Origin of the sequence: Bifidobacterium sp. 7101 (genome assembly GCF_000499285.1) — a bacterium.
Taxonomy (GTDB): Bacteria; Actinomycetota; Actinomycetes; order Actinomycetales; family Bifidobacteriaceae; genus Bombiscardovia; species Bombiscardovia apis_A.
Genome location: NZ_AWUN01000002.1, coordinates 372,801 through 397,352, shown reverse-complemented (window position 1 = coordinate 397,352; position 24,552 = coordinate 372,801). Strand labels below are relative to the sequence as shown.

Below are 24,552 nucleotides of genomic sequence, written 5' to 3'. Positions count from 1 at the left end.
CTAATTGAGAGAACCGGGTCTGGGATATATTCCTGGGCCCGGTTTTTGTCCATAAGGATCTGGACAGAATTCAGCTGGGCATGATGGGCATATCTTCCGCAGTGCCGTTGGTGGATGAACAATTTTCGGTCTAGAGATGTCCGAATTATGGATGCCGGTTGGGCGGTTGCATCCTGGTGCTCTAGCATCGTGGCCATGGAGAAAACGACATCACCGCAGCCTCAGTTGCCCAAGGGTGTCTTTTTCTATGTCGATGCCCGATGGCGTTGATGTTCTAGCCGGTTCTTCTTCTGATTCCTATATCTGCCTCGGTGTTTGAGGTTGCTCTTTTATTATCTGCGGACATGCTGCCATGGGAAACCCATATCCATGGCCTGGTGAATCGGCATCTAGTAAGGTTCCACCGCCGTTTCCAAACCGCAGTATCTGACTTAGGAAGTGCCCTAATGACCATCAACGTAACCATGGAATCCCGCCGGTTCTCCAGTGACCTCGATGCCCTGGCCATCTACAGGCGGCTGCGCACCAGATACCGGGAGGATCAGCTCTTCCTCCTGGAGTCTCTGAGTGGCCCTGATAAGGACCGGAATCGCTCGGCGATCGGGTTCGAGCCGATGCTGACCCTGAGCGTGACGGACCATGTCATGACCATCGATCCTTTGGGCAGTGCTCAGCTGACAGGAATTCTCGAGCCCTTCGGCCGGATTGAGCAGGGGGTTGTCCATCATCCGGTCCCCGACATTCAGGAGGTCTTTGCAGTGCTGAGGAGGCTGGAATCCTCCTTCGCCATCAGTGGCGGCCATGAAGGCCCATTCGGTATGGGCTGGTTCGGCTACTTCGGGTATGACACCATCTTCATGATCGAGGATCTGGAGGAGCGCATACCGAGGGACGCGGCCTTGCCGGTCATCTCGCTAACGCTTTATCGGGGAATCATCACCTTGGATCTGAAGGCCGGTGACCATTGCGTCACCTTGATTCATGTCGAAGAGGATACTGCAAAATGCGGCATTTCAGAAGGCGGGAAAAATCTGCGCGAGCGCGAATCTTCTGCACAATCTGGTCCACAGGTCCAGAACGCGGCAATCGAGAGCGGCGGGCATGGGCATGGATTCGCGCCCTTGGAAGAGGTGCTGGGACTGCTCCAATCCGACGCATCGCCGGGGCAATCTCCTGAATCGGATGCTGTCCAAGATGGCATCGGGCCAGACTATCCATACGAGGCCCATGACACGATCGACCGGGACCGTTTCTATCGGTGGTTTGCCAAGGGTAAGGAGCACATAGCCCAGGGCGATGTCTATCAGCTCCAGCTCGGGCATGAGATCCAGGTGGATTCCTGCATTCCGCCCTTCCAGGTCTACCAGCGACTGCGTCTGCAGGATCCGTCCCCCTACATGTACTATTTCGTGACTCCCCAAGGGGTGCATGTCATCGGAGCCAGCCCTGAGCTCTTCATCGGGTTGACCCCGGATGGTGACATAACCCTGCGACCCATCGCCGGAACGGTCGGCAATCCCGGAGAGGAGAAGGTCCGCCAGGCGGCCATCAGGCAGCTGACCGGCGACCCCAAGGAGCGGGCCGAGCACCTGATGCTGGTGGACCTGGGTCGCAACGACGTAGCCAGGTGCTGCACACCTGAATCCTTGGAGGTGGACCGGCTGATGACTACAGAGGTCTACTCCCACGTCATTCACATGGTCTCGGATGTGGTCGGACGGATTCGGCCTGGCTTGGACAAGTACGATGTCTTCTCGGCCGCCTTCCCCGCCGGCACTATGACGGGTACCCCCAAGGTGCGTGCCGTGGAAATCATTGAGGAGACCGAGGTCAGCTCGCGCGGAGTGTATGCCGGAGCGGTGGGTTTCCTCGGATTCGACGGTCTGGTCCTGACCGCATTGTGCATACGGACAGCCTCCTACCACTCCGGTAGCTATCACCTGCGTGCCTCGGCCGGGATTGTCGAGGACTCCCAGCCGGAGAGCGAGTGGCAGGAAACCATGAAGAAGATGAGTTCGGCCTACCTGGCCATCACCGGAAAGGAGCTGGCCCATGAAAGTCTTGCTGGTTGATGCCTTCGACAGTTTCGTCTATGTGGTCAAGAACTACGTGGATCTGCTGGGCGCCGATACGACCATCGTCCGGGTGAACCACTTTGCGCGGGTGGACCCGCTGGTCTTCGACGCGGTCATCCTGGGCCCTGGGCCGGGGCGCCCGGAGGACTGCGGCTACCTGGAGCTCTTGGACCGGGTGGCAGGGCGGAAGCCGGTATTCGGCATCTGCCTGGGCATGCAGGCCATCGCGGTGCATGCCGGAGCTCGGGTGGTCAGGGCCTCCAGTCGTCAGCATGGCAAGGTGAGTGGGATAAGAAACGACGGGAAGGGCTGCTTCAAGGGCCTGCCCGATACCTTCGACGTGACCAGATACCATTCCTTGGTTGCCGATGAGTACTCGGTCGATCAAGTCGCCGATCTGGAGATCAGCGCGCGCTCGCTTCTGGACGGGTATGTTATGGGTCTGAGGCGAGACCGGTCGCTCATGGAGGGCGTTCAGTTCCACCCCGAGAGCATCGGCAGCCAGTATGGTCACCAATTGATCGTCAATTTCTTCCGGGAGTACTGCGGTTCATCTTACGGGGGCTGACTCATCAGGCTGGGCCGTGTTCCTTTCCGGATAATCCGCCGTGTAGCAAGCAGGACTGTAGTTTCTCTCCATCGGTTCTGCGGTCCTGCAAGATGCTGTGGCGAGGTTCGACTCGGCAACCCATGACCTGAGACTCACATAGTCAGAGGGATTCGTGTGATTACTCTCTGACTCGTAGGTCAAGAAAGATGGGGGGTTGTTCGCACATGGCAGGTCGCCCGCTCACTGGGTCGGGCGGTCAGGACGTCTCGCTACGGCCCTGGCGCCAATATCCCATGAAAGAGACGCTGCGCCGGTCCATTCCCCGGTCTCTGACCAGCATGCGTCTTAGCTCGCGGACAGTGGCTGCCTCGCCGGCAATCCAGGCATACAGGTCGTCGGCATGAATGGAGGCATCGGCCTGGGCGGCATCGGCAGTCTCCCAGAGCAGTTCTTTGTCGATATCGATCTCTGTGAATTCCTTGGAAGATTCAGCGGCTGTGGCCGTAGCCGACATAGACGAATGGATTGGCAGGTCCTCCAGGAGATTGCGCATGGCTTCGATAAGGGCATGTCCATGTCCGGATTCGTCGCAGGTCGTCCAGATTACGCGGATTCCTGCGTGCTCGGGCAGCGGAAGACGATCCGCTTCGGTCGGGACCTCAATCACTGCCACCCCGTCGCCCTGCCAGTGGTCTCGGATCAGGCTGTCCATTATGGCGGCGATGGCTGGCACTGCCGTCTCATCGCCAACTAGGAGAAGATGTTTGGATTGACCTGGGTGAAAGTCCATTCCTGCGATTGGTCCTCCGGCCTGTGCGTTGGGACCGATGATGATGGCCTGGTCGCCAGGTCTGGCAGCTTCTGCGAAGGCTCCTGCAGGTCCGGCATGATCGTGGATGACGAAGTCCACATCTATTTGCTCGCTCTCGGGCCTGACCTTGCGAACCGTATAGGTGCGCAGGGGATTGCGGCTCTCTGCGGGCAGGGTCCTCCACTGTTGGTACCAAGCGAGCGGATCCTCAGGGGTCGCCTCGAAGAAAGAAGGGGGCGGCACGGATCCGTCGGGGAGGGGCAGGAGGATTTTGATTCGCTCATCGTAGCCAGCGTCTGCAAAAATCCTCAGATCCGGTCCCTGGAAGACGATCCGCTTGAAGTGGGGCGAGAGCGTTTCCGCTCTGGCTACGGAGACACGGAAGGGGATCAAGGGTACAGGATGATTGGTGGCTTGTTGTTCCATGGCTGGCTCTCTTTCGGTTGAGGTTTATGGGTTGGCCTTTGTTTCAGGTTCTCGTCGTTCAGGTTGTAGCGGTTTGAGACTTTGTGGTCTAAGGCTTTGTGGTTTGGGACGTCGGGGTAAGCGATGTGGGGAGCGGAACGAGAGGTTTTACATCATTGGGTTGTTTGGTGCCGTCCTGCCGGGTCATCTCAGTGTACGTGTACATCACAAGCCCCGCCAGAGTGGGCTTCGAGACTATGGAGGGGCGCCGGGGTCATTAAAGGGGCGCCGGTGGTCCCATCGGTCACCACGGTGGATGCGATGTCGAATACCTCTCTGACCAGATTCTCGGTCATGACCTCGTCGGGAGCGCCCAAAGCGGCCCTCCTGCCATCCTTGATGGCCAGAATCCAATCCGAATATCTGGCGGCCATGTTCAGGTCGTGGAGAACCATGACCACCGTGACGCCCTCCTGCCTGTTCAAGGTGCTCAGCAGGTCAAGTACCTCAAGCTGGTAGGCGATGTCCAGGTAAGTGGTCGGCTCGTCAAGCAGGAGTATGTCGGTCTGCTGGGCCAGGGTCAAGGCGATCCAGGCGCGCTGGCGTTGGCCTCCGGACAAGCGGTCGATTGGACACCCCGCCATGTCGGTCAGTCCGGTCAGGGCAAGGGCCCGTTCCACCGCCTTTTCATCCTTGGTCGTCCACCGTTCGATGAAGTGGTGGTGGGGGTATCGGCCGCGAGCGACCAGATCGGCGATGGTGATGCCTGCGGGTGCTGACGGGTTCTGCGGCAGCAGCCCCAGAATCGTTGCAACCTTGCGGGTGGGCATGCTGGTGATGGGCTCTCCGTCCAGCATGACGGTCCCCGAGGCTGGTTTCAGTATCCTGGCCATGGCCTTGAGGAAGGTTGATTTTCCGCACCCGTTGGGTCCGATGATGGACCCCATCGTGTGTGGGGGTATATCCAGACTCAGGTCCTCGATGACCGTACGCCCCCTATAGGTGAGGCGAAGGTGCGAGGCGGTCAGCCTATGTGAGCTGCTCCAGGAGTCGCCTGCTGGGGGTGATGCCATGATGTTCAGAGCTCCTGTCTGCGGGTCATGAGGACCATGATCGCGATGAGGACGGGTCCGCCCACAATGCTGGTGACGATGCCGACCGGCACCTGGGTCGAGGGCAGATGCTGGGCGACGATGTCCGACCCAAGAACCAGGCAACCTCCCACCAGACCCGACTGGATAAGGGCTGATGCTCCCCGACCAACCAGGACTGCGGCGATGGGGCCAGAGAGGAACGAAACAAAGGAGATGGGACCGGTGGTCGCCGTTGCGACAGCCAGGAGCAGCACACCCACGATAATCACCTCGAACTGGACACGGCTTACCCTGACTCCCAGTCCGGCGGCCATCTCCGGTCCCAGCTGCAGGGTGCTGACATTCCTGTCGAGTGCCAACAAGAGCATGGCGCCGACCAGGGTTGTTGTTGCCAGTATGGGTAGATCGGACCACTGGGCATCGGCCAGGCTGCCCGTCAACCATCGGGTTGCTGCCTGGATGTCCCATTGGTTGCTGCGAACCATCAGCCAGGAACCCAGAGCATTGAACCCTGCGGCCACTCCGATTCCGATCAGTATCAGCCGGGTCGGGTCGAACGAACCGCGCCAGGCGAGGGCCATGACCAGGAGGGCTGTCAGGAGACCACCCATGACTGCCAGACTGGCCAGGGGCATACCCGACAGGCCGAATACGACAATGCCGAAGATGGCGGCCGTGTTGGCTCCGGCGGTGATGCCGATGATGTCCGGGCTGGCCATCATGTTGCGCAGGAGGTGTTGGAAGCCGATCCCGGCCATGCCGAACGCGATACCGGCGACACAACCAATCAGTGTCCGGGGCATGCGCAGTTGGAGAATGACGAACCTGGTTCCTTCGTCTGACTGCCCCCAAACCGCTCCAAGCAGGTCGCTCATGGAGTAGACGCGGTGTCCCAGGGCCAGATCGGCCAATGCGAGAGCGATCAGGAGTATCACAAGCAGGATGGTGACTATCAGCGAACGAATGGCATGGGCCCGTCGTATCCGTTGCAGGTCGGTCATGGCATCGGGTTTACCCGAATCATGCAGGAGACAAGCATCCATGCCTATACCTCCGCGGCTCTTCTGCGCCCGGCCAGAATTACGAATATGGGAGCCCCAATCAGTGCCGTGACGATGCCGACCTCCACATCGGATGGACGGGTGATTATCCTGCCCACCACGTCGGCGCCAACCACCAGGAGGGGGCCGATGAGGATGCTCAGGGCCATGATTCGCCTGTAGTCGGGTCCTATGAGCAGTCGTGCCACATGGGGGACCACCAATCCGACGAAGCCAATCGGACCCGCCAGTGCCGTACAGGAGGCGCAGAGGAGTATTGCCGCAAGCCAGGCCAGGCTGCGGACACGTCCGACATGCATGCCCAGTCCCTCAGCCATCTGGTCCCCCAGGGCCAAGGCGTTGATTCCGGGCGTCAGGCAGAAGGCGAGTATCAGTCCGAGAGCAAGAAGAGGCAGGACCGGCATCATGAGGTCGAACCGGGCGCCGGAGATTCCGCCCACCTGCCAGAAGCGATAAGAGCTGATGACATTGACGCGCGGCAGAAGGATGGCGGAGGTAAGAGACCCCAGTACCGAACTGATCACGACACCGGCCAGGGTCAGCCGTAGCGGAGATGGACCGGATGGCCCCAGGGAGCCTATGGCCCAGACGACCAGTGCGGTCGTCGCACTGCCCAGCAGTCCCACCCAGACATACTGGGCCGGGGTCGATAGGGAGAAGAAGGCTATGGAGCAGACGATCGCCAGGGCCGCCCCCGTATTGAAACCCAGAATCGACGGGTCCGCCAGTGGATTGCGTGATATGCCCTGCATCAGGGTCCCAGCCACCCCGAGCCCGGCACCGACCAGGAGGCCGAGGACGGTGCGGGGAATTCTCAGGCGGATGGCCGAGACCGCGATGTCATCCGAGGTGGCGGACAGGGCGTGGAGGATGTCGGAAGAGCTGACGGAGCGGGAGCCGAAAACCAGGGACAGGGCGCAGACCATGATCAGGCAGACCGCCAGAATCAGCCCGGACAGGACCATGGGTCCGTTTCCGTTGCGATGCGTGGCTGCCCGCCGGGTGCCTGGGCGCGGAGTCACTCCCGACCGCATGTATGCGCCACCTCCCCCTCTTTCATCCCCTCACCTGCGGCCTGATCAGACCTTGGCGGCAGCCTCGCCCAGAAGTTGGGCGTAGGTGTCGGTCGTCTTCTGGATGGACAGGGCCGAGGGGTCAAGGGCATTGGCCATCTCGCCGTCACTGTCGATGACCACGACGGATCCGCGCTCAACTGCGGGAATCTTGGAGAGGAGAGGGTCCTTGCGCATCGCTTCAAGCAGGTCCGGGGTGCCGTAGGTAACGATGATGTCGACATCCTTGTACCTGTCGGCATGCTCGGAGGAGATCTCCTTGTAGAAGTTCTTGGTGCCCTTGGAGTCCTCCTTGATGGACTCCGGTGTTTCCATACCGAGGTCGTTCAGGAACTGAGGTCGGGCGTCGGAGGTGGTGTAGACGCTGAACTTAGAGAGCTTGGAAGCATCGAAGTACATCACTGCCGCGGTCTTGCCCTTGATGGCCGGTTGGGTCTCTCCGGCCTTTGAGATGCGCTCCTCCAGGTCGGATATCAGCTGCTTGCCCTTTTCGGGTTCTCCGATGGCCTTGGCTGTCGACGTGATGACCTTGCGCCAGGGGTCGCCCCAGGCAACCTCCTGATAGGCGATGGTCGGCGCAATCTTGCTCAAGGTGTCATACTGCTTCTTGGTCATGCCGGAGAGCAGGCCGATGATTAGATCGGGCTTGGACGCGGCGATGGCCTCGACATCGATGCCGTCCGATTCGTCATGCAGCTTGGGCATGTCTGACTTATCCACATGCATGGTATCCAGGGCATCCTTGGTCCAGGTCAGGTATCCGCCATCGACGGTCTTGCCGAAGGCATTCTTCTGGATGCTGACCGGCACGACTCCCAGAGCCAGGAGGTTGTCAGGGGAGGCCCATCCGACGGTGGCGATGCGCTTGGGCTTGGAGGGTATGGAGGTGGTGCCGTAGACGTGATCGATCTTGACCGGGAAGGACCCTTGCCCGTCCGAAGCCTTTGACTGGCTGGACTGGTCTGCCTGCGAGCCCGATCCGCAAGCGCCAAGGAAGAAGAGGGCGCTTGCCAGCACCAGGATGACTGCGATAATGCGCTTGAATCGAGTGAGGGAAAGGAATGGTCGAATGTGCATGTGGTTCCTTTGATCGTGCTGTCGAATTGGCATGGTGCACCAGAGCCAGGTACCAGATTTAGCATCGGCGCGACGGGAAGAAAAGAGTTGATTTCCTCGGTTGCATGTGTTAGACGGCACACTACGAAAACAAGGAGAAGACAAGGAGAAATCGAGGGTTGGGTCTGATTGGTCTCTCATGACCTTCGGCGAAACTATCTAGTAAAGCCCTTGCTCTGCTGGTCTCTTGCTGTGCCGGCTTGCTCTACGGATCCTGTCGGATATTAAGGTTCGGCAAATGCAGAATTTTGACTGTTCCAGGTCTCTCAGGCCTTAGCCTTTCACGATGTCTTCCTTGGCAGCAGGAGGGCCCAGTTCCTCCCTTTATCTTTCTTTATTTTCGGTCTTTAGTCTGGCTCCTGCCACACTGAAACGAATAGGAGCTGACCATGCGTTACATATTGCGGACCGAGGGGCTGACCAAGGTTTTCGGCCACGGACAGCGGGCCGTCGACCAGGTGTCCCTGCATGTCCCCGAGGGCGGAGTCTACGGGCTCCTGGGCCCAAACGGGGCCGGCAAATCCACCACCCTGAAGATGGTCACAGGAATGCTGCACCCCACTGGCGGATCCATGATTCTGGATGGACATCCCTGGTCGCGCCGGGACCTCTACGACATCGGCGCCCTGATCGAGCAGCCGCCCGTCTACCCCAATCTGACGGCCCGTCAGAACCTCAAGGTGCGCACAACCCTCTTCGGCCTCCCCGATGAGCGGATCGACCAGGCGCTCTCCATTGCCGGACTGAGCGATACAGGCTCCAAGAAGGCCGGACAGTTCTCCCTGGGTATGAAGCAGCGTCTGGGGATAGCCAACGCCATCCTGACCGAACCCCGTCTGCTGATCCTGGACGAGCCCACGAACGGGCTGGATCCGCTGGGCATCGAGGAGCTGAGGGGGATGATCCGCAGCTTCCCGCAGCAGGGGATGAGCGTGATCGTCTCCAGCCATATCCTCTCCGAGGTGTCAATCCTGGCGGATCACATCGGCATCATCGCCGACGGTCGCCTGGCCTACGAGAATGAGCTGCACGCCGGAGAGGACCTGGAGGGGCTGTTCATGGACGTGCTCAGGAGGTCACGATGAACGAGAGGAATGCCAGCGAACTCATCCAGCAGAATACGACTGCTTCAGACAACCGGGCCGAGGCAAGGCTCGGGACTAGGGGCAACGGCATCCCCTTTGGCAGGATCCTGGCAGCGGAGATCATGAAGGGCCGGTCGGCAGCACCCAGACGGATGGCCCTGGCTTTCCCCCTGGTGCTCATTGTCATCGTGGCTTGCTTCGCATTCGGACTGCACGCCTGGTTGCCCTCCTGGGTCAACTACTGGTATGTCCTGCTCCTTCCGGCCATGACCGCCCTGATAAGCGTCGCCGTGGCCAACATCGACGGCAAGCAACGGTGGAGGACCACTCTGGCCCTGCCCGCCGCGCCCGCTCTGATCTGGTGGGCCAAGATCGTCTACTGCCTGCTGCTGGTCGGCCTCGCCACCCTGCTGGCTCTGGGTCTGTCGGCACTCATAGTCGCCATTTCCGGGGTCGAGGGTCCCTCCCTAGTCGACTTCGTAGTCAGCGCCCTGATGCTGGTCCTGGCCTGCTCCTGGATGATACCGACTGGACTGGCGCTGACCGCCCGGTTCGGCGTTCTGATCGGGTTCGGCCTGCCTTACATGGCGGACCTGCTGGCCTCGATCACCTTCTGGGGGAACCAACGGCTCTGGCCCTTCCTGCCGCCCGCTGCCATGATCAACCTGCCGGTGCCTTTCATGAAGGTCATGCCTGATGGCGTGCCGCTGGAGACCGAAGACAACAGTCCGATCAAGGCTGCACTGTCTGTCTTCGGCGGACAGAGTCTGACGGCCTTGGTGGTCTGCCTGGTCTGGTTCCTGCTCCTGTCCGTCCTGACGGGAATCTGGTTCTCGCGAAAGGAGACCAGCTGACATGACTGGGATGACAGTTGGCCGTGTCGTAGCCTCGGAAATCGTGCGTTTGCACGGATCTGTGCTTATCGCCATCCATGTCGTCTGCGGGCTAGCGGCAGGACTCGTCTGCGGTGCCTACTTCGCTGCAGCCCCCTATGATCCCGGGCTGGAGACCGATGCCTTCTTTCAGGTCCTGGGCGCCTTCATGCCCCTGATGGCCGCCATTGTCGTTGCCATAAACATCGAAACCGAGCGTGAGGCCGGCGACATGGCCAACCTTCTGGGGATTCCCAGCCGCCGTCTGGGTCTGGCAGCCAAGGTCATGGTGCTCTGGCTTCTGGGTCTGCTGGCACTGGCCCTGGCGGCTCTGGCATACTGCCTGCCCATGGCTCTGGCCGGCGGATCGGGCGCACCAATCTCGGCCGTTGCGCTCGCTACTTTGGGCATGGCCGGTGGTTCCCTCTGCCTCTACCTTTTCTCCATCGCCCTTGCCCTACGCTTCGGCCGGAATGCGACCATCGCCATCGGGGTCCTCGGCACGGGGATATCCATCAGTTCCCTTGGCGGCCTCTTCAATGGCCTATACGGCAGTACTTTATCCGGTGTCGAGAGCACGCCCGGGATCAGCCAGTGGATCCCCTTCACCTGGCCTACCAGGTTCGGCTCCCTGGGGATCGAGCAGGCCCTGGCCTTGACCATGCCGGGAGGGGAGGGCCTGCGTGCCTCAATCGGCGTGACGGCTGTGGATAATCTGGTTCCCTGTCTGGCCCTCACCCTGACCTTGGGCCTGGCCCTCCTGCTCTGGATCGGCAGGTTCGAGGATCGGCGCAAGGTCAGCGATTAGACTGGATCACAGGGCATCCGGTTCGTAAGGAATCTGTCCTGCAAGAAAATCGTCCTGCAGGAAATCAAGCTTGCAAGAATCCTGGCCTGCAAAGGTTCATTCTCAAACGCTGCTGGGCCGGGTCGCTAAGCGCAGAAAAGGAGCCAATCGTGGCTGATGTGCACGCCGAAGGTTCCCCCGGGGACGATCGGCATCGGGCCTCCATCCTGGTGGTGGACGACGAACCAAGGATTACCACCCTGCTGATGGCCGCCCTGTCCAAGGACGGCTATGCCGTGACCGTGGTCAACGAGTCGCGGAAAGTTGTAAGCATGGACCTGTCCTCGGTGGACCTGATTCTCTGCGATGTCATGATGCCCCACATGGACGGCTTTGCCCTCCTGGCTGCCATCAGGGAACGGGTGTCCTGCCCGATCATCTTCCTGACGGCCAAGACCGATGAGGACAGTGCGGTCCTGGCCTACGGCCTGGGTGCCGACGACTATATACGCAAGCCCTTCGGCATTGCCGAGCTCCGAGCCAAGGTCAGGGCGAGGCTTTCCCAGGGCAGTCGGCGCGGGCGCCCGCTCTTGCATTTTGGACCCTTGGACATGGACCTTCAGGCGCGTCAGATCAGGGTGGACGGGCACAACGCCAATCTGACGGATGCGGAATACCGCATATGCGCCCTGCTGGCAGAACATCCCGGTCGGGCCTACGCGCCCATGCAGATATGGGAGGCCTGCCTGGCCTCAGAGGATGATCCGGCCGCCAATGATACGGACAGCGATGCCACGGCTGCGGTCAGGGTGCATCTGAGCAATGCCCGGCGCAAGCTCAAAGCCCTGGGGGTGGACCCCATCAGGACCATCTGGTCGGTGGGGTACCAATGGGTGGCTTGATCGACGGTGTGCCAGAGTCGCCCAAGGAGCAGAGCGTCAACGGCAAGGGCCGGCCAAATCGCAAGGGAATGCCCATCGTTCTGCTGATCATCAGATACTTTCTCTACGTGCTGCTGATTCTGGCTCTGCTGTTCGCCGGCATATATATGGTCTGGATAAACCTGGGGGCCAGGGGCGACTTCTTCTGGGCCAACTATGGCGAGCAGCATCTGGAGAAGGTGGGGCGCTCCATTGGCCGTACGACCACTGTTGACGAATCCCTGATTCCCGCCGCCTACTGGTACCGAACCTATGACAGTCAAGGGCATCCCGTGGGGGGCGATATGAAGGGCGGCATGGCCAGCGAGGCCGACCAGCTGGCAGCCGACCATCGGGAGCATAGGGCGTCTAAGCCATCGGAAGAGCGGGAAAAGAAGACGGGACGGCCCCTTGCCACTCGTGCAAAGCCGGATGCGACCTATGTCGTCTATGCCACAGCCGATGGGAGGCCATGCGTCCTGGTCTATCGGATTCAGCCGCAGTGGGCATCGAGGCAGACCCGGGACCGCTATCCCAATCCCCAGAACCTGCTGCTCGCGTCTTACGGGATCGCTTTGCTGCTCAGCCTCTTGTCGGTCGGGTTGCGGGCGGCCCATGTCATATCGTCCAAGCTCAAGGTCTTCAACCAGGTGGCTGACGATATAGGGCGGCAGGACCTGGATGCCTCACTGCCCAGCAGCAATGTCCTGGAGATCAACCGTGTGCTGGGGTCCTTCGACAGGATGCGTGTCACGTTGAGGGAATCGCTGGAGAAGACCTGGACGGCCCAGGAGTCCCAGCGTCGGCAGGTGGCGGCTCTGGCTCACGACTTGAAGACGCCGCTGACCATCATGCGAGGCAACGCCGACCTGCTGGGGGAGACCGGGCTCAGCCAGGAGCAGCAGTCCTACCTGGACTCCATCGAGGACGCCATCCGCGAGATGGCCGACTATGCCCAGGCCATCAGCCAGGGTTCCATGGGCACCGCTTCAGAGCGATCCGGGGTTACGACAGTTGCCTTGAGAGATATGGTCTACAACCAGGCCCAGGGGTACCTCAATGCTCGGGGTCTGCGACTCGAGAGGGATGACCGCCTGGGTTCCGATGCTGAACAGGTTTCAGGTAATGCCGCTGACCTTGCCAGGGCGATCATGAATATCGTCGCCAACGCGGCTGACTACTCGCCGGACCATGGTCTGGTGACGCTGACCTGGAGGCTGGAGGATGGCCAGGCGGGCGGGCGCGATTTGGTGGTGACCGTGCGTGACCAGGGTCCAGGATTCAGCAGCCGGGCTCTGGTACATGCCACGGAATGGCTTTATCGGGCCGATAGCAGTCGGCACGGCTCCGGTGGCCACCATGGCATCGGCCTGGCTGCAGCGCGGTCGACCGTCGAGAGCACAGGAGGCCGCCTGACCCTGGGGAATGCAACCGATGGCGGTGGCGCAGTGGTCACTGTATCTTTGCCAGTGCAGTGAATTCAACGGAGTTGATGCTGGTCACAGCAAACTCGGTGTCCGGTCAGGAATTGCACAGTGATAAAGATCTGGAAATAGTGTTAATCATGGGTTGATAATTATAAAAACATCAATTTTTAGTGATTATTTTAGTAATCAATTACTAAAGTTTGCCTTTCTTTAGTAAATCTGTATGATAAAGATCACAGAGATTATCAATTTGTAGGGGCCTGTATGCAACAATCAGATGACGCTGAACAAAGCGATCTGTCGCTGGAGGAGGTTGTGCGTTCGATTCAGCGCAAGGGTTGCGAAGGCCAATCGATAGAAGTCAAAGCCGCCAGCCAGGGGACTCCGAAGGTGTATGACTCGCTGTCGTCGTTTTCCAACCAAAACGAGGGTGGCATCATCGTATTCGGGCTGGATGAAAGCCTTGGATTCGAGGTTGTCGGCGTCCATGACGCGCAGGAGCTGGAAAAGGCGGTAACGGCACAGGGCAAAGAGATGTATCCCGAGGTCAGACCGGTCTATAGCGAAAGCCTGATTGACGGCAAGACCGTGGTGTCGGCTTACATCAATGGCAAACCCATGGGCGAGAGGCCTGTCTACCGTAAGACAGCAGGCATCAGCGCAGGCAGCTACACCCGGATCGGGGATGCCGATGCCCGCATGACGCCTACGCAGCTGTATGAGATCGAGACTTTCAAGGACGGTCGGCGCGACGATGTATCGGTAGACCCTCAGGCCGATTCCGATATGTTGAACCCAGAAAAACGTCATGATTTCATTAGTCGAGCACAGCGGGAACGCCCGCTCCTAGCCAGAAGGAATGAGGACGAGATCCTGGAGCTATCGGGTGTCTGCCGTCGTGGATCTCCTACTCTTGCAGGTTTGATGACCCTTGGCGAATACCCGCAGCAGGTGTATCCGAACCTCTGCATTACCGCCGTGGTTGTGCCGGGAACCAAGGCCGGAACTGGTCTTGGGGGAGAGCGGTTCCTTGACAATCAGCGCTTTGAAGGGACCATTGACCGCATGCTTGAGGATGCCATGGCCTTTGTGCGGCGCAACAGCAGAACCAGGACGGTGATTAGGGATGGGGTGCGCACTGATATTCCTGAGTATCCCGAAACCGCAGTCAGGGAAATCCTGACCAACGCATTGATGCATCGTGACTATGGCCCATACTGCAACGGAACGCCGGTCAGATTGACGCTCTTTGCCGATCGTCTTGAATGCTGGAATCCTGGTGGTGTATATGGCGGTCAGAGCATCAACGACTTGGGCTTTGCCAACAGTCAGACCAGGAACCCTACCCTGGTCAGTCTGCTGGAGATTGAGGGTATTGCCGAGAATCGGCACTCAGGGATTCCGGCTATCCGCGAGGAGGCCAAACAGTGTGGATATAAGCCTGTAGAGTTTCAGGATCGGCAGGCTTCCTTCACTGTGCGCTTCTACTCTGTGCCGGAGCGTGCTGGTGCGGCGGAAGCAAACGTTCATTGGACTGGGGCCGCAGAATCTGATTCGGCGAAACGCGTCCAAGTCCATGCGCTTGGTGGTTCCGATGCCTCGGGAGCAGCAAAGACGGGCAATGGAATATGCGACAGGATTCTCGGTTTTTGTAAGGAACCCCGTTCACTTGAGGATATCGCGCATGCGCTTGGGCTGGGCAAGTACTATGTCCGCAGGCGGTATATCGAGCCACTGCTCGAAGAAGACGCGCTCTCCATGACTCTTCCCGATAAGCCCCGGAGCAAGTACCAGCGATATGTGGCCAGTGATGCCTCAGCCGAGATGTCTTTGTAAAAGAAGCCGTGAATGGCATTACCGTAAGAGCAGGTATTGCCGGGTGGTCAAGATGAAGCATGGTTATAGCATTCTGATTGTTTTCTCAGTGCGAGTACGCTGACCTGCTTGAATCCCGCTCTACCAGGGTCGGCTCAATCAACACGGAGCCGTGCACATGCCGGGAGTTGCTGAACTCGCCCATCAAAAGAGTGGCAGCATCGCGCTCCATATCGACATCGGGCGCAGTGATGACTGATAAGGGGATCTGGGGATAGCCGTCCGCGCGTGCGTCTTCGGTGCTTTCGGCTTTGATGTCGTCGGGTACGCGACTCCTGAATGGGATTGACAATTCCCGCACGGAGAGCGTCGTTGCTGGTGGAAGTTGGCTGATCTCACGCTGTCTGCAGAATACTATGCAGCGGTCACATATGGACTGGTTTCCGAAGGAGTGGGAGAGAAGCGAAGGCAGTGTGTTGACAGCCGGCTCCCCGCAAATATCTGGTCGACATTTGCCCTACAACGAGGTGTCCTCCAGGGCGCGGCAGTTTCGGTTGTGCTGCTGAGCTCGACATGATCCACCAGCACTATGAGTAACTTGACCGAGGCCGCACACTCCAGGTCGGAGGAGCAGTCTATTACGATATAGACACCAAGAGAGCGAAAGAACTTGAGCAGACTGGTCTGTCGCTCTGAATCAGAATAGGCATTGGTGCCGATCAGCTGCATATCTTTGTCTTTGTGGATTTCCTGAGCCCCCTTGAATACGGATGTGTACAAGGAATGCTCAATATTGGTCATGATGATGGGGATGGCGGATTGTTTGGTAAGAGTTGTGGCTCGACTCGCTGGGCAAGGATCGGCATATTCGGGATGAATCCTGGGATTTGATGAGAAGATGGACAGAAGAAGTGCGGCTGGAGGTGTCCCGCATGATTCTGTGCAGGCTAGCGGAATCGGTTTGTGGCAGGCGATGGCCTAGCTTGGAAGGATCATATATTAGATCTTTCCAATTTCAATATATTCATGATTCTAAAACTGTGTTAATGATCGGCTGAACTTTTCGACTGTTCGAACTTGATTGATGACTTCAGGCTCTGGTTAGAACCTAATCAATTAATCTTGCTTCTTGTCTGTCTAGCCAGAGTCGTTAGCTCGATGCTCTGTCGTCGCCTTGTTAGATACTTGTAAAATCGATTTTACAATGATGATCAAGCGTGGTTGCTGACTGTACTCGGAGGAATAATGGAAAACACGGTTCAACTTATTGCCTATGTGGATCGCTTTGGCGATGGAACTTTGGCATCACTGACCGAAATGTTGCGGACCAGGTTTGCTGGAGTTTATTGTGGCGTTCATATTCTGCCATTTTTTACTCCTTATGACGGGGCAGATGCTGGCTTTGATCCGATTGACCATACAAAGGTAGACCCACGTCTCGGCTCTTGGGATGATGTCAGGGAGCTTAGCCGTACTCATGGAATCATGGTGGATGCCATTGTCAACCACATGTCTTGGAAATCAGAGCAATTCCAGGATGTTATGCGCCGCGGTGAAGACAGCCCTTTTCATGATATGTTCCTGACTATGTCATCAGTCTTCCCTGATGGTGCATCTGAAGAAGATCTATCAGGGATATATCGTCCTCGTCCTGGCCTGCCCTTTTCCCAATACTCTTGGGCAGAGAAGACGAGACTGGTTTGGACGACCTTTACACCTCAGCAGGTAGACATTGACACTGACAGCAAGCAGGGATGGAGCTACATCCTGTCGATTCTTGACAGACTTGCAGAAAGTCGAGTGCGATATATCCGACTGGATGCTGTTGGTTATGGCGCCAAACAAGCCGGAACTAGCTGTTTCATGATCCCCAAAACATTCCGTCTGATTGAATCTATCAAACAAGAGGCGGAAAAGCGCGGTCTTGAAACTCTGATAGAGGTCCATTCCTATTACAAAAAACAGATAGAGATAGCTTCTAAAGTCGACCGAGTCTATGATTTTGCATTGCCTGCTCTTCTTCTCCATTCGCTCTATAGCGGAGATTTGCAGGCACTAGCGCATTGGATAAGTGTGCGGCCCGGCAACTCCATCAATGTTCTGGATACGCACGACGGCATTGGGGTTATAGATATCGGTTCCGATCAGACGGACAGAAGTTTAAAGGGTCTAGTTAACGATGCGGCAGTGGATGCCTTAGTGCGCACTATTCATCAGAAAACTGCGGGTCAGTCTCAGGCGGCTACTGGCGCGGCTGCCAGCAATCTGGATCTTTATCAGATCAATTCAACTTACTACTCAGCTTTAGGTTGTGATGATCATCTTTATCTAGCGGCTCGGGCTGTCCAATTCTTCCTGCCAGGGGTTCCTCAGGTTTACTACGTCGGTGCTCTGGCAGGGGAGAATGATATGGAGCTTCTCAAGCGGACTGGCAATGGGAGAGATATTAATCGGCATGCATATTCAGTAGTTGAAATCGATCAGGCTCTTCGGCGCCCCGTGGTCAGGGCTCTCAATGCCCTGTGTAAGTTGCGTAATCGATTAGATGCCTTTGATGGAGAATTTTCCTACGAATTGATTGATAAAGGCCCTCTTTTTCTGAGGTGGAAAGGTGAAACGAGCAGAATTCAACTCATTTTTAATCCTATAAAAGCAGCCATACCCGAAGATGCCAGTGGTGTCGCCGAGCTGGATTGGGAGAGCGGAACAGGGCATCATCACAGCTCTGACCTCCTAGAGGATCCGCCTACGATCATATGACGAGCCTGGAGGTCCTACCTGTTAATTAATGTGACGTGCTGGGCCGATGGTGTCTCGTAGAATGAGAGAAGCAGGCGCAACTATTCTTGACTGGTCTAATGTCTCCCCGCGAGCCAGTCGTACTGCCATCAGTCCGGCCGTTTTGCCATATTCGTCGGGACGGTGCCTGATCGTCGAAATGCCGAGCGGAGCCGCCATTTCACGGTCGTCAAAGCCTACGACAGAAATATCATCCGGAACACGTACTCCGTAACGCCGTAATTCATGTACCAGGCTAATTGCTACTTCGTCGCTGATGCAGCATATGGCTGTTGGCTGAGGATCTAAGGCAAGTATGGCGCTGACTGCAATGCTGCCTGCTTCAGAACTATGGGGAACGGGAATCTCGTAATCTTTTCGATGGGTAATGCCAGCAGCTCGTATTCCCTGACGGTATCCTTCAATCCGCTGGTCGGCATCCCAAACGAAATCCTTGTTTATCGGAGTCGTCTGGATGAAAGCGATACGCGTGTGCCCCATGACGCAGAGGCGATGAATCAGGTTCTTCAATGCGGAGATTTCATCTACGCCTATGGATGCCATGCTATAACGGTCGTTGAGGTGCATAGTGTTGACGCCTACGATGGGTACTCCCACATCACGTAGAGACTGTCCTTCATTCTCAGTTAGAGCGAAGGAAGAAATGATGACAGCATCCGTATTGCGTTTGATCGGCATCGAAGAGAAGAAATCAGCGCGTTGCTTTCGGTCCGCAACTCGATAGAAGAGCAAATCATAGCCTTCGTTGCTCAGGGCGGAATAAACCCCTTCAGCTAATTCTGAGCTGTACCATCCTGACATTCGGTTGCCAACAATCAGGGCAATTCGCCCGGTTTTCCCGCTTCTCAGTCTCGAGGCTTCCTTGGATGCCGTGAAGCCAAGCTGCTCACTGGCTTGGAAAACCTTACTCCTTGTGTCGGCTGAAACTCTATCTTTACCGTGTAGTGCGCGAGAGACTGTTGACGGGGAGACGCCCGCCTTTTTTGCGACGTCGTAAATGGTCGGTTCTCGCATGTATATGCCTCTGTTGTGGTTACTTTAGAACACAACCGATTTTACAGCATGAATTAAGGCGTTGTCATTGCCGAACTTTGATTCGGCAAAGAAGGTGAAGAGGCTTGTTCAGCATAGGAAAAGGTGGGAACAATTTGACAGGAGCGGGGTTACGTTTATATACTGTGTGCAACCGATATTACAAATGGAGAGTAATTTAGAAAAAATAATGTCATAAATATAGCAATATCAAATATAATATCGGTTGTGCAAGTTCATCGACGAAGTGAACATCTGTACGGCAGGAGGAAAGATGCAGTCGTTCTTTAAACATGGGGCAGCGATGCTGCTGTCCGTCGGATTAGCGGTTTCGCTCGTAGCCTGTGGACCTGGGGGTTCAGACAAGCAGGCGGGAAGCAACGAACCGGATTCTGTCAGCACCGATCTGGGTGATAAGAGCTACAGTCTGACACTCTGGGATGGTGCAGGTCTAAAGACTGTAGACGATGCGCTGATTAAAGGGTTTACAAAGAAATATCCGAAGATCAAAATTAAAGCGCATTACGATCCGGACAATGTAACATCCCAAAACGGTCCTCGTCTTATTGCGTCTAAGGATGCTCCAGATATTGCTCGTGTCACTGATGTCAACTCTGCCGTCAAGGGAAAGCACGTCATCTCTCTTGAACCTTACGTTGAGGCATACGGATGGAAGGTTCCGCAGTCGCAGACCCAGCTGTACCGCGCTGACGGAGCAGGCAAGGTAGGTAAGGGCAATCTCTATGCGCTTCCCAACTCCTATTCGGTCGCTGGCATGTATGTAAATACCAAGTTGTTGAAAAAAGCTGGTATCGAGAAGGTGCCAACGACTATGGATGATTTGGAATCAGACATGGCCAAAGTTAAAGATGCCGGTGAGATTCCCGTGATGATTAATGGAAAAGATGGGGGTCTTTCTTTCATCTTCCAGGCTATGATGGTAAACAATGACTCTTTGAAAACAGTAACCGACTGGATTTTGCAGCGGGACGGATCCACTTTCGATACCAAGGGAGCAAAAAAGGCTGCCGAGCGGATTCAGAGCTGGAGCAAGAACGGGTATCTGCCTTCTGATGTCAATGCCGTTGACGGTTCTTCAGCGCTGAATAGATTTGCCAATGGCCAGGGTGTGTTCTTCCCCAGCGGGAATTGGAACCTGGATCAGATGAACGACTCCTTGGGAGCTGATGTCAAATTCGTTCCATTCCCTTCCAATTCGGCGGATCAAAAGCCTAATATTGCAGCCAATGGAGGAAGTTTCTTTGGTATCCCGACAAACTCGGCCCAGAAAGATGCAGCGGCTTGCTTCCTTAATTACACACAGAGCGATGAGGCCCGTCAGATAATTGCTGATGTCAGCGGTTACTTCCCCAAGACGGTCAAGGGACAGACCGTGCCCAAGGCCAAAAATGATCTGCAGAAGAGCATGTTCGATTCTTACTTGAATGTGTTTGAATCTGGGAACTCTACTGATTTCATTAATAATGCCACTGCCGGCCTTCAGGCCAGTGCTCTGGTGCCTAATTTCCAGCTTCTGGTGGACGGCAGTATTTCACCCAGCCAGTTTACGCAAAACGTTCAAAATGAGTATAAGCAAGAGGTCATGCAGTGAGTACCTCTTTCAAAGCTGAGGCGGGTGCGGAGCGACATTGCTCGAATGCCGTTCGCACCGCCAAGCGAAATGGGCATAGGCGCCATAAAGCTGGTCTTACACTCATCGGCTGGCTTTTCCTGTTGCCTGGGCTCGCTTTCTATATAGTTTTCGTCTTTTGGCCCATCATTCAGACTGCTTGGTACTCCTTTTACAGTTGGAATGGGGTTGATGCCAGCACATGGGTTGGATTCGATAATTTCATCCGTGTTTTTACCGATCCGGTCCTGAGAGGCAGTATTGCTCATTCGTTTTACTTGATCATTCCCTTTGCGCTGATTCCGGTTGCCCTAGGTATCATTTTGGCATCGCTCATTCGAGATGTTCGCAGCAAAACCTTCAGCTCTGTGGCACAGGTCTGCATGTTCCTTCCCAGGGTAATACCTGGAGCCGCGGCAGGTGTGGCTTGGACTTGGATGCTGGCTCAGGATGGCATCGTTAATCAGATGCTTAAAGCGATGGGTCTTGGCTCTCATGCCACGGCATGGCTAGGAAATCAGCGTACAGCACTGAACGCCGTTGGAGTTATTGGGTTTTGGTTGCAGCTGGGATTCTGTATCGTTCTGCTCTCAGCGGGTATCGGCAGTATCAGCAAATCTCTTTATGAGGCAGCAAGCATTGACGGTGCCGGCTGGTGGAGTCAGTTATGGCATATTACCCTGCCTGGCCTGCGTGGTCAGATAGCTGTCTGCTTGACCATGACCATGGTCGCGGCGCTGGCAAGTTTCGATGTCGTCTTTATGGCTACTCAAGGCGGTCCGGGCTATTCGACGATGGTTCCCGGCGTTATGGTCTACCGACTGGCCTTTACACAGAACAAAGTCGGTTTGGCTTCCGCTCTGGCTGTGGTGCTCATGATTTTGGTCCTGCTTGTAGTTGGACCCTTGCAGCGGCTGGTTCAGGGCAAGTCGGAGGAGGCAGCATGAAGCAGTCCTTATCTGTCCGTGTTCTAGGAAATCTGACGCTGGCGCTCACTGTTATTTTTTGTGTCTTGCCTTTTATCAGCATGCTTTCAGCTGCACTACAGCCTCAAGGTTCCATGCCATATGGGATTCAATTCACCGCCCATCCGCATTGGGAGAATTTTGCTGCTGCTTGGAAAGTAGCCAACATCACTCCTCTGCTGATTTCCAGTGTGATCCTGGTCGTGGCTGTGGTTCCGGTAACTCTCATCTGCAGTGCTATGGGCGGGTATGCACTAGGTTCTTTGCATGTTGCAGGTGGTTGGATTGCATACGCCCTTCTCTTTGTAGGGCTGACGCTGCCGTTCGAGGTTCTGGTAACTCCTCTGTATTATGAAATCCAATCAATGGGATTGCTCAATACGCGGCTGGCTATGATCCTGCCGATGATCGGATTGAATATGCCGTTTGGAGTCATCTGGATGCGAACCTACTTCGCCCAGATGCCCCGTGATCTAATCGAAGCTGCCAGCCTAGACGGGGCCGGACAGTTACGTATATTCCGTAGCATCCAACTGCCGCTGGTGATTCCTGCCATATCTTCGCTGGGAATACTAACTTTTCTGTCAACATGGAATCAGTTCCTGCTGGCTGTAGTACTTATCGATGATCCGACCAAGCGGACAATGGCTGGGGCTCTGCAAAGTTTCGTTGGACAGTATTCGACAGATGTCGTTCTGCTCAACGCAGGCTCTCTGCTCATCATGGCGCCAACCATGATCCTCTTCATATTTCTACAAAAATATTTTATACGGGCGATGCTCGAAGGCTCAGTAAAGGAGTGATGGATGATCAACGATATGCTGGACCCAGACTGGTGGAAGAATGCCACTGTCTACCAGATTTACCCCCGGTCTTTCCGCGATGCTAGCGGAGATGGAATAGGGGATTTGCGAGGAGTGAGGTCCGGACTGCCCTATCTAACCAAGTTAGGTGTTGATGCTATATGGCTGACTCCTTTCTATCCTTCACCTCTAGTGGACGGAGGCTATGATGTGGCAGATTATCGTAACGTTGATCCGCGTCTAGGGACCATGGATGATTTTGATGCTTTGGTGCACGATGCCCATGATTCGGGAATAAAGGTGATTGTGGATATCGTTCCCAACCATTGCTCCAATCAGCATCCCTGGTTTCAGCAAGCTTTGAAGGATGGACCTGATTCGCCTATGCGTCAGAGGTTTGTCTTTAGGAAGGGGAAAGGCCCCGATGGAAGTCAGCCCCCCTCTAACTGGCTTTCAGGAGTTGGCGGCAGCGCTTGGGAGCCGTGCGGCGATGGCTGGTACTATCTGCATCTTTTCACCAAAGAACAGCCTGATTTCAACTGGGACAACGAAGAAGTCAGGAAGGACTTTCTGAAGACGCTGGCTTTCTGGAGCGATCATGGGGTTGACGGATTCCGTATTGATGTGTCGCATGGCCTGGCCAAGGATTTAGCTGAACCCTTGCGTGATAGGCCTGATCCTGCTGATCAGGAGCCCTTGTCGGACAAGGGAGATGATCCTTTGTTTGATCGTGACGAGGTGCATGATATCTACCGAGAATGGCGTAAGGTCTTCAACGAATATAACCCACCCCGTATGGCTGTGGGGGAATCTTGGACTCCGATCACGGATCGGGTATATGACTATGCAAGATCTGACGAGCTCGGATCAGTGTTCGATTTCTCTCTTTCTAAGTGTGACTGGGATAGACAGGAGTACCAGGATGCTATTGAACGAACATGGAATGGTTTCCGTAGGGTCGGCGGCTCTCCAAGCTGGGTATTGGGCAATCACGATGTACCTCGCGTGGCATCGCGTCTCGCTTTGCCCAAGGGCGCCGATGTGGTCGAATGGGTAACTTCTGCCGGTACTCGACCGGTCATCAATCAATCAGTGGGTCAGGCTCGAGCCCGTGCAGCTGGAATGCTCATTCTTGCATTGCCGGGAACTGCTTACATCTATCAAGGTGACGAATTAGGCCTGCCAGAGGATTTGGACATCAAGGAAGAAGACATTCAGGATCCAAGCTGGGAGCGTTCAAATCATAAGGTCAGGGGCCGCGATGGGTGCAGGGTTCCACTCCCTTGGACAGTTTCGGAGACAAACGCTTACGGATTCAGCTCAGCCAAGTATGCTCGACCCTGGCTTCCCCAACCAAGTTGGTTCTCGACCTATGCGGTTCAGAGAGAAGATGGTAGGCAGGATTCAGCGCTGGAATTGTATCGAAAGGCTTTAGCTCTCCGACGTCAATGGGTGGTTGCAGAAGGTACTACCACTATGGAAATCCTCAAAGACGGTGATCCAAGAATCCTGCATATTAGACTTTCGACAGGGTTGCATTGTCTTCTGAACTTCGGCCCAGGCAAAGTTGGTCTCAATATAGATGGGACGATCGTTCTATGTAGTGACGATATCGATGAGAAGCTTCAAAAAGAGGAATTACGAGAAAATTCCTGCGTGTGGTTTGTGGAGTAAGCATAAATAAAAGAGCTGTAGGTGTGAGCGCTTATGGGCTCTTGGTCTTCTGAGTCGGGTGTTTCTAATCATCCGCGAGATATGGGCGGCTAACTAGAGCACCGATAAGGTTGAAAGGGCACGGGAAGAATATAAGCCGAGACTGTAGGCCAGTCTTGGCTTATATTCATCAGCAGCGTCAGAAGGTATGACATCATGGTGGCGCTGGACCGGGAATTTAGTGCGGGAGTTGGGAGCATGGACGCGAAGATCGAATTAGCCGCTTATTGAGGGGTATAACCAGCTCTTTTCCTGTTGCTGTATCTGTAAGATCGCGATTACTCCCGTCAATTGATAGTCAGAGGGAAACGAACTATGTTTACGCGAGTTGGCTACAGAGAGATCAAACCTTATTGTGTATTGGGTTCTTTGGCTGACTATGTGTTCTTATTCGGAAGAGATTAGGCTTTGTCATTCGACAAAATAGATACCGGGGAACGACATCGTTAATATTGCCAGCAACCGAGAGCCGCCCTTGTCCATCAGGATATGCTTGCTCTAGGTTTGGTCAAAGATCAG

Annotated in this window: 19 protein-coding genes; 13 read left to right on the top strand and 6 right to left on the bottom strand. The window is 55.9% G+C overall.

Features of this window, described 5'->3' with window-relative positions; all coding sequences use genetic code 11:
• Nucleotides 1-446 precede the first annotated feature (446 nt).
• Nucleotides 447-2,072: an anthranilate synthase component I family protein gene (locus P272_RS0104245; RefSeq protein ID WP_044097749.1), complete on the top strand. Its 1,626-nt coding sequence runs from the start codon at nucleotides 447-449 to the stop codon at nucleotides 2,070-2,072.
• Nucleotides 2,053-2,643 (top strand): anthranilate synthase component II, encoded by a 591-nt coding sequence (locus P272_RS0104240; RefSeq protein ID WP_044097748.1) that lies wholly within the window; start codon nucleotides 2,053-2,055, stop codon nucleotides 2,641-2,643. Before P272_RS0104245 ends, P272_RS0104240 begins: the two co-directional genes overlap by 20 nt.
• Nucleotides 2,644-2,881: 238 nt before the next feature.
• Here P272_RS0104240 and P272_RS0104235 read toward each other — a convergent pair whose 3' ends face one another.
• From P272_RS0104235 to P272_RS0104215, 5 genes are all read right to left on the bottom strand, one after another.
• On the bottom strand, nucleotides 2,882-3,862 hold the full coding sequence (locus P272_RS0104235) for a siderophore-interacting protein (protein WP_029678309.1): 981 nt from the start codon (nucleotides 3,860-3,862) through the stop codon (nucleotides 2,882-2,884).
• Nucleotides 3,863-4,050: 188 nt separating this feature from the next.
• Nucleotides 4,051-4,914, bottom strand: coding sequence for an ABC transporter ATP-binding protein (locus P272_RS0104230; protein ID WP_044097747.1), 864 nt, complete (start codon nucleotides 4,912-4,914; stop codon nucleotides 4,051-4,053).
• A 5-nt stretch (nucleotides 4,915-4,919) separates the two neighbouring features.
• On the bottom strand, nucleotides 4,920-5,978 hold the full coding sequence (locus tag P272_RS0104225; RefSeq protein WP_052323185.1) for a FecCD family ABC transporter permease: 1,059 nt from the start codon (nucleotides 5,976-5,978) through the stop codon (nucleotides 4,920-4,922).
• Between the two features lie 2 nt (nucleotides 5,979-5,980).
• A complete protein-coding gene (locus P272_RS0104220; RefSeq protein WP_029678306.1) occupies nucleotides 5,981-7,030 on the bottom strand; it encodes a FecCD family ABC transporter permease in 1,050 nt (349 codons plus the stop codon).
• 45 nt (nucleotides 7,031-7,075) lie between these two features.
• Entirely contained in the window at nucleotides 7,076-8,146 is a 1,071-nt protein-coding gene (locus P272_RS0104215; RefSeq protein ID WP_052323184.1) for an iron-siderophore ABC transporter substrate-binding protein, read from the bottom strand.
• Between the two features lie 428 nt (nucleotides 8,147-8,574).
• Between P272_RS0104215 and P272_RS0104210 the strand changes: the two genes are divergently transcribed.
• The 7 genes from P272_RS0104210 to gtfA all read left to right on the top strand — a co-directional run bounded on the left by P272_RS0104210 (nucleotide 8,575) and on the right by gtfA (nucleotide 17,851).
• Nucleotides 8,575-9,270, top strand: a complete 696-nt coding sequence (locus tag P272_RS0104210) for a lantibiotic protection ABC transporter ATP-binding protein (RefSeq protein ID WP_029678304.1) — start codon at nucleotides 8,575-8,577, stop codon at nucleotides 9,268-9,270.
• A complete protein-coding gene (locus P272_RS0104205) occupies nucleotides 9,267-10,124 on the top strand; it encodes a hypothetical protein (RefSeq protein WP_029678303.1) in 858 nt (285 codons plus the stop codon). Before P272_RS0104210 ends, P272_RS0104205 begins: the two co-directional genes overlap by 4 nt.
• A 1-nt stretch (nucleotide 10,125) precedes the next feature.
• The gene (locus tag P272_RS08640; RefSeq protein ID WP_044097746.1) at nucleotides 10,126-10,950 is read left to right on the top strand and encodes an ABC transporter permease; all 825 of its coding nucleotides are present in this window, start codon (nucleotides 10,126-10,128) and stop codon (nucleotides 10,948-10,950) included.
• A gap of 149 nt (nucleotides 10,951-11,099) precedes the next feature.
• Nucleotides 11,100-11,831 carry a response regulator transcription factor gene (locus P272_RS0104195; protein ID WP_052323183.1) on the top strand — a complete coding sequence of 244 codons (732 nt, stop codon included), beginning with the start codon at nucleotides 11,100-11,102 and terminating at the stop codon, nucleotides 11,829-11,831.
• Entirely contained in the window at nucleotides 11,819-13,327 is a 1,509-nt protein-coding gene (locus P272_RS08885; protein ID WP_052323182.1) for a HAMP domain-containing sensor histidine kinase, read from the top strand. The genes P272_RS0104195 and P272_RS08885 overlap by 13 nt, the downstream gene beginning before the upstream one ends.
• Nucleotides 13,328-13,540: 213 nt before the next feature.
• Complete coding sequence (locus tag P272_RS09095; RefSeq protein ID WP_081709038.1) at nucleotides 13,541-15,112, top strand: ATP-binding protein; 1,572 nt, start codon at nucleotides 13,541-13,543, stop codon at nucleotides 15,110-15,112.
• 1,224 nt (nucleotides 15,113-16,336) lie between these two features.
• Nucleotides 16,337-17,851, top strand: coding sequence for a sucrose phosphorylase (gene gtfA, locus P272_RS0104170; RefSeq protein ID WP_029678296.1), 1,515 nt, complete (start codon nucleotides 16,337-16,339; stop codon nucleotides 17,849-17,851).
• Nucleotides 17,852-17,872: 21 nt separating this feature from the next.
• Here the strand turns inward: gtfA and P272_RS0104165 are convergent, their stop codons facing one another.
• Nucleotides 17,873-18,904, bottom strand: a complete 1,032-nt coding sequence (locus P272_RS0104165; RefSeq protein ID WP_029678295.1) for a LacI family DNA-binding transcriptional regulator — start codon at nucleotides 18,902-18,904, stop codon at nucleotides 17,873-17,875.
• 292 nt (nucleotides 18,905-19,196) lie between these two features.
• On the opposite strand from P272_RS0104165, the gene P272_RS0104160 reads away from it, so the two are divergent.
• From P272_RS0104160 to P272_RS0104145, 4 genes are all read left to right on the top strand, one after another.
• On the top strand, nucleotides 19,197-20,534 hold the full coding sequence (locus tag P272_RS0104160) for an ABC transporter substrate-binding protein (protein WP_029678294.1): 1,338 nt from the start codon (nucleotides 19,197-19,199) through the stop codon (nucleotides 20,532-20,534).
• Between the two features lie 104 nt (nucleotides 20,535-20,638).
• On the top strand, nucleotides 20,639-21,499 hold the full coding sequence (locus P272_RS0104155; RefSeq protein ID WP_029678293.1) for a carbohydrate ABC transporter permease: 861 nt from the start codon (nucleotides 20,639-20,641) through the stop codon (nucleotides 21,497-21,499).
• A complete protein-coding gene (locus tag P272_RS0104150) occupies nucleotides 21,496-22,320 on the top strand; it encodes a carbohydrate ABC transporter permease (RefSeq protein WP_029678292.1) in 825 nt (274 codons plus the stop codon). Before P272_RS0104155 ends, P272_RS0104150 begins: the two co-directional genes overlap by 4 nt.
• A gap of 3 nt (nucleotides 22,321-22,323) precedes the next feature.
• Nucleotides 22,324-23,994: a glycoside hydrolase family 13 protein gene (locus P272_RS0104145; protein ID WP_044097745.1), complete on the top strand. Its 1,671-nt coding sequence runs from the start codon at nucleotides 22,324-22,326 to the stop codon at nucleotides 23,992-23,994.
• Nucleotides 23,995-24,552 lie beyond the last annotated feature (558 nt).

Coding starts and splice junctions, on each gene's coding strand:
- P272_RS0104150 (WP_029678292.1), top strand. CDS start 21,496: ATGAAGCAGTCCTTATCTGTCCGTGTTCTAGGAAATCTGACGCTGGCG.
- P272_RS0104145 (WP_044097745.1), top strand. CDS start 22,324: ATGATCAACGATATGCTGGACCCAGACTGGTGGAAGAATGCCACTGTC.
- P272_RS0104165 (WP_029678295.1), bottom strand. CDS start 18,904: ATGCGAGAACCGACCATTTACGACGTCGCAAAAAAGGCGGGCGTCTCC.
- P272_RS09095 (WP_081709038.1), top strand. CDS start 13,541: ATGCAACAATCAGATGACGCTGAACAAAGCGATCTGTCGCTGGAGGAG.
- P272_RS0104225 (WP_052323185.1), bottom strand. CDS start 5,978: ATGGATGCTTGTCTCCTGCATGATTCGGGTAAACCCGATGCCATGACC.
- P272_RS08640 (WP_044097746.1), top strand. CDS start 10,126: ATGACTGGGATGACAGTTGGCCGTGTCGTAGCCTCGGAAATCGTGCGT.
- P272_RS0104230 (WP_044097747.1), bottom strand. CDS start 4,914: ATGGCATCACCCCCAGCAGGCGACTCCTGGAGCAGCTCACATAGGCTG.
- P272_RS0104160 (WP_029678294.1), top strand. CDS start 19,197: ATGCAGTCGTTCTTTAAACATGGGGCAGCGATGCTGCTGTCCGTCGGA.
- P272_RS0104215 (WP_052323184.1), bottom strand. CDS start 8,146: ATGCACATTCGACCATTCCTTTCCCTCACTCGATTCAAGCGCATTATC.
- P272_RS0104235 (WP_029678309.1), bottom strand. CDS start 3,862: ATGGAACAACAAGCCACCAATCATCCTGTACCCTTGATCCCCTTCCGT.
- P272_RS0104245 (WP_044097749.1), top strand. CDS start 447: ATGACCATCAACGTAACCATGGAATCCCGCCGGTTCTCCAGTGACCTC.
- P272_RS0104205 (WP_029678303.1), top strand. CDS start 9,267: ATGAACGAGAGGAATGCCAGCGAACTCATCCAGCAGAATACGACTGCT.
- gtfA (WP_029678296.1), top strand. CDS start 16,337: ATGGAAAACACGGTTCAACTTATTGCCTATGTGGATCGCTTTGGCGAT.
- P272_RS0104240 (WP_044097748.1), top strand. CDS start 2,053: ATGAAAGTCTTGCTGGTTGATGCCTTCGACAGTTTCGTCTATGTGGTC.
- P272_RS0104220 (WP_029678306.1), bottom strand. CDS start 7,030: ATGCGGTCGGGAGTGACTCCGCGCCCAGGCACCCGGCGGGCAGCCACG.
- P272_RS08885 (WP_052323182.1), top strand. CDS start 11,819: ATGGGTGGCTTGATCGACGGTGTGCCAGAGTCGCCCAAGGAGCAGAGC.
- P272_RS0104210 (WP_029678304.1), top strand. CDS start 8,575: ATGCGTTACATATTGCGGACCGAGGGGCTGACCAAGGTTTTCGGCCAC.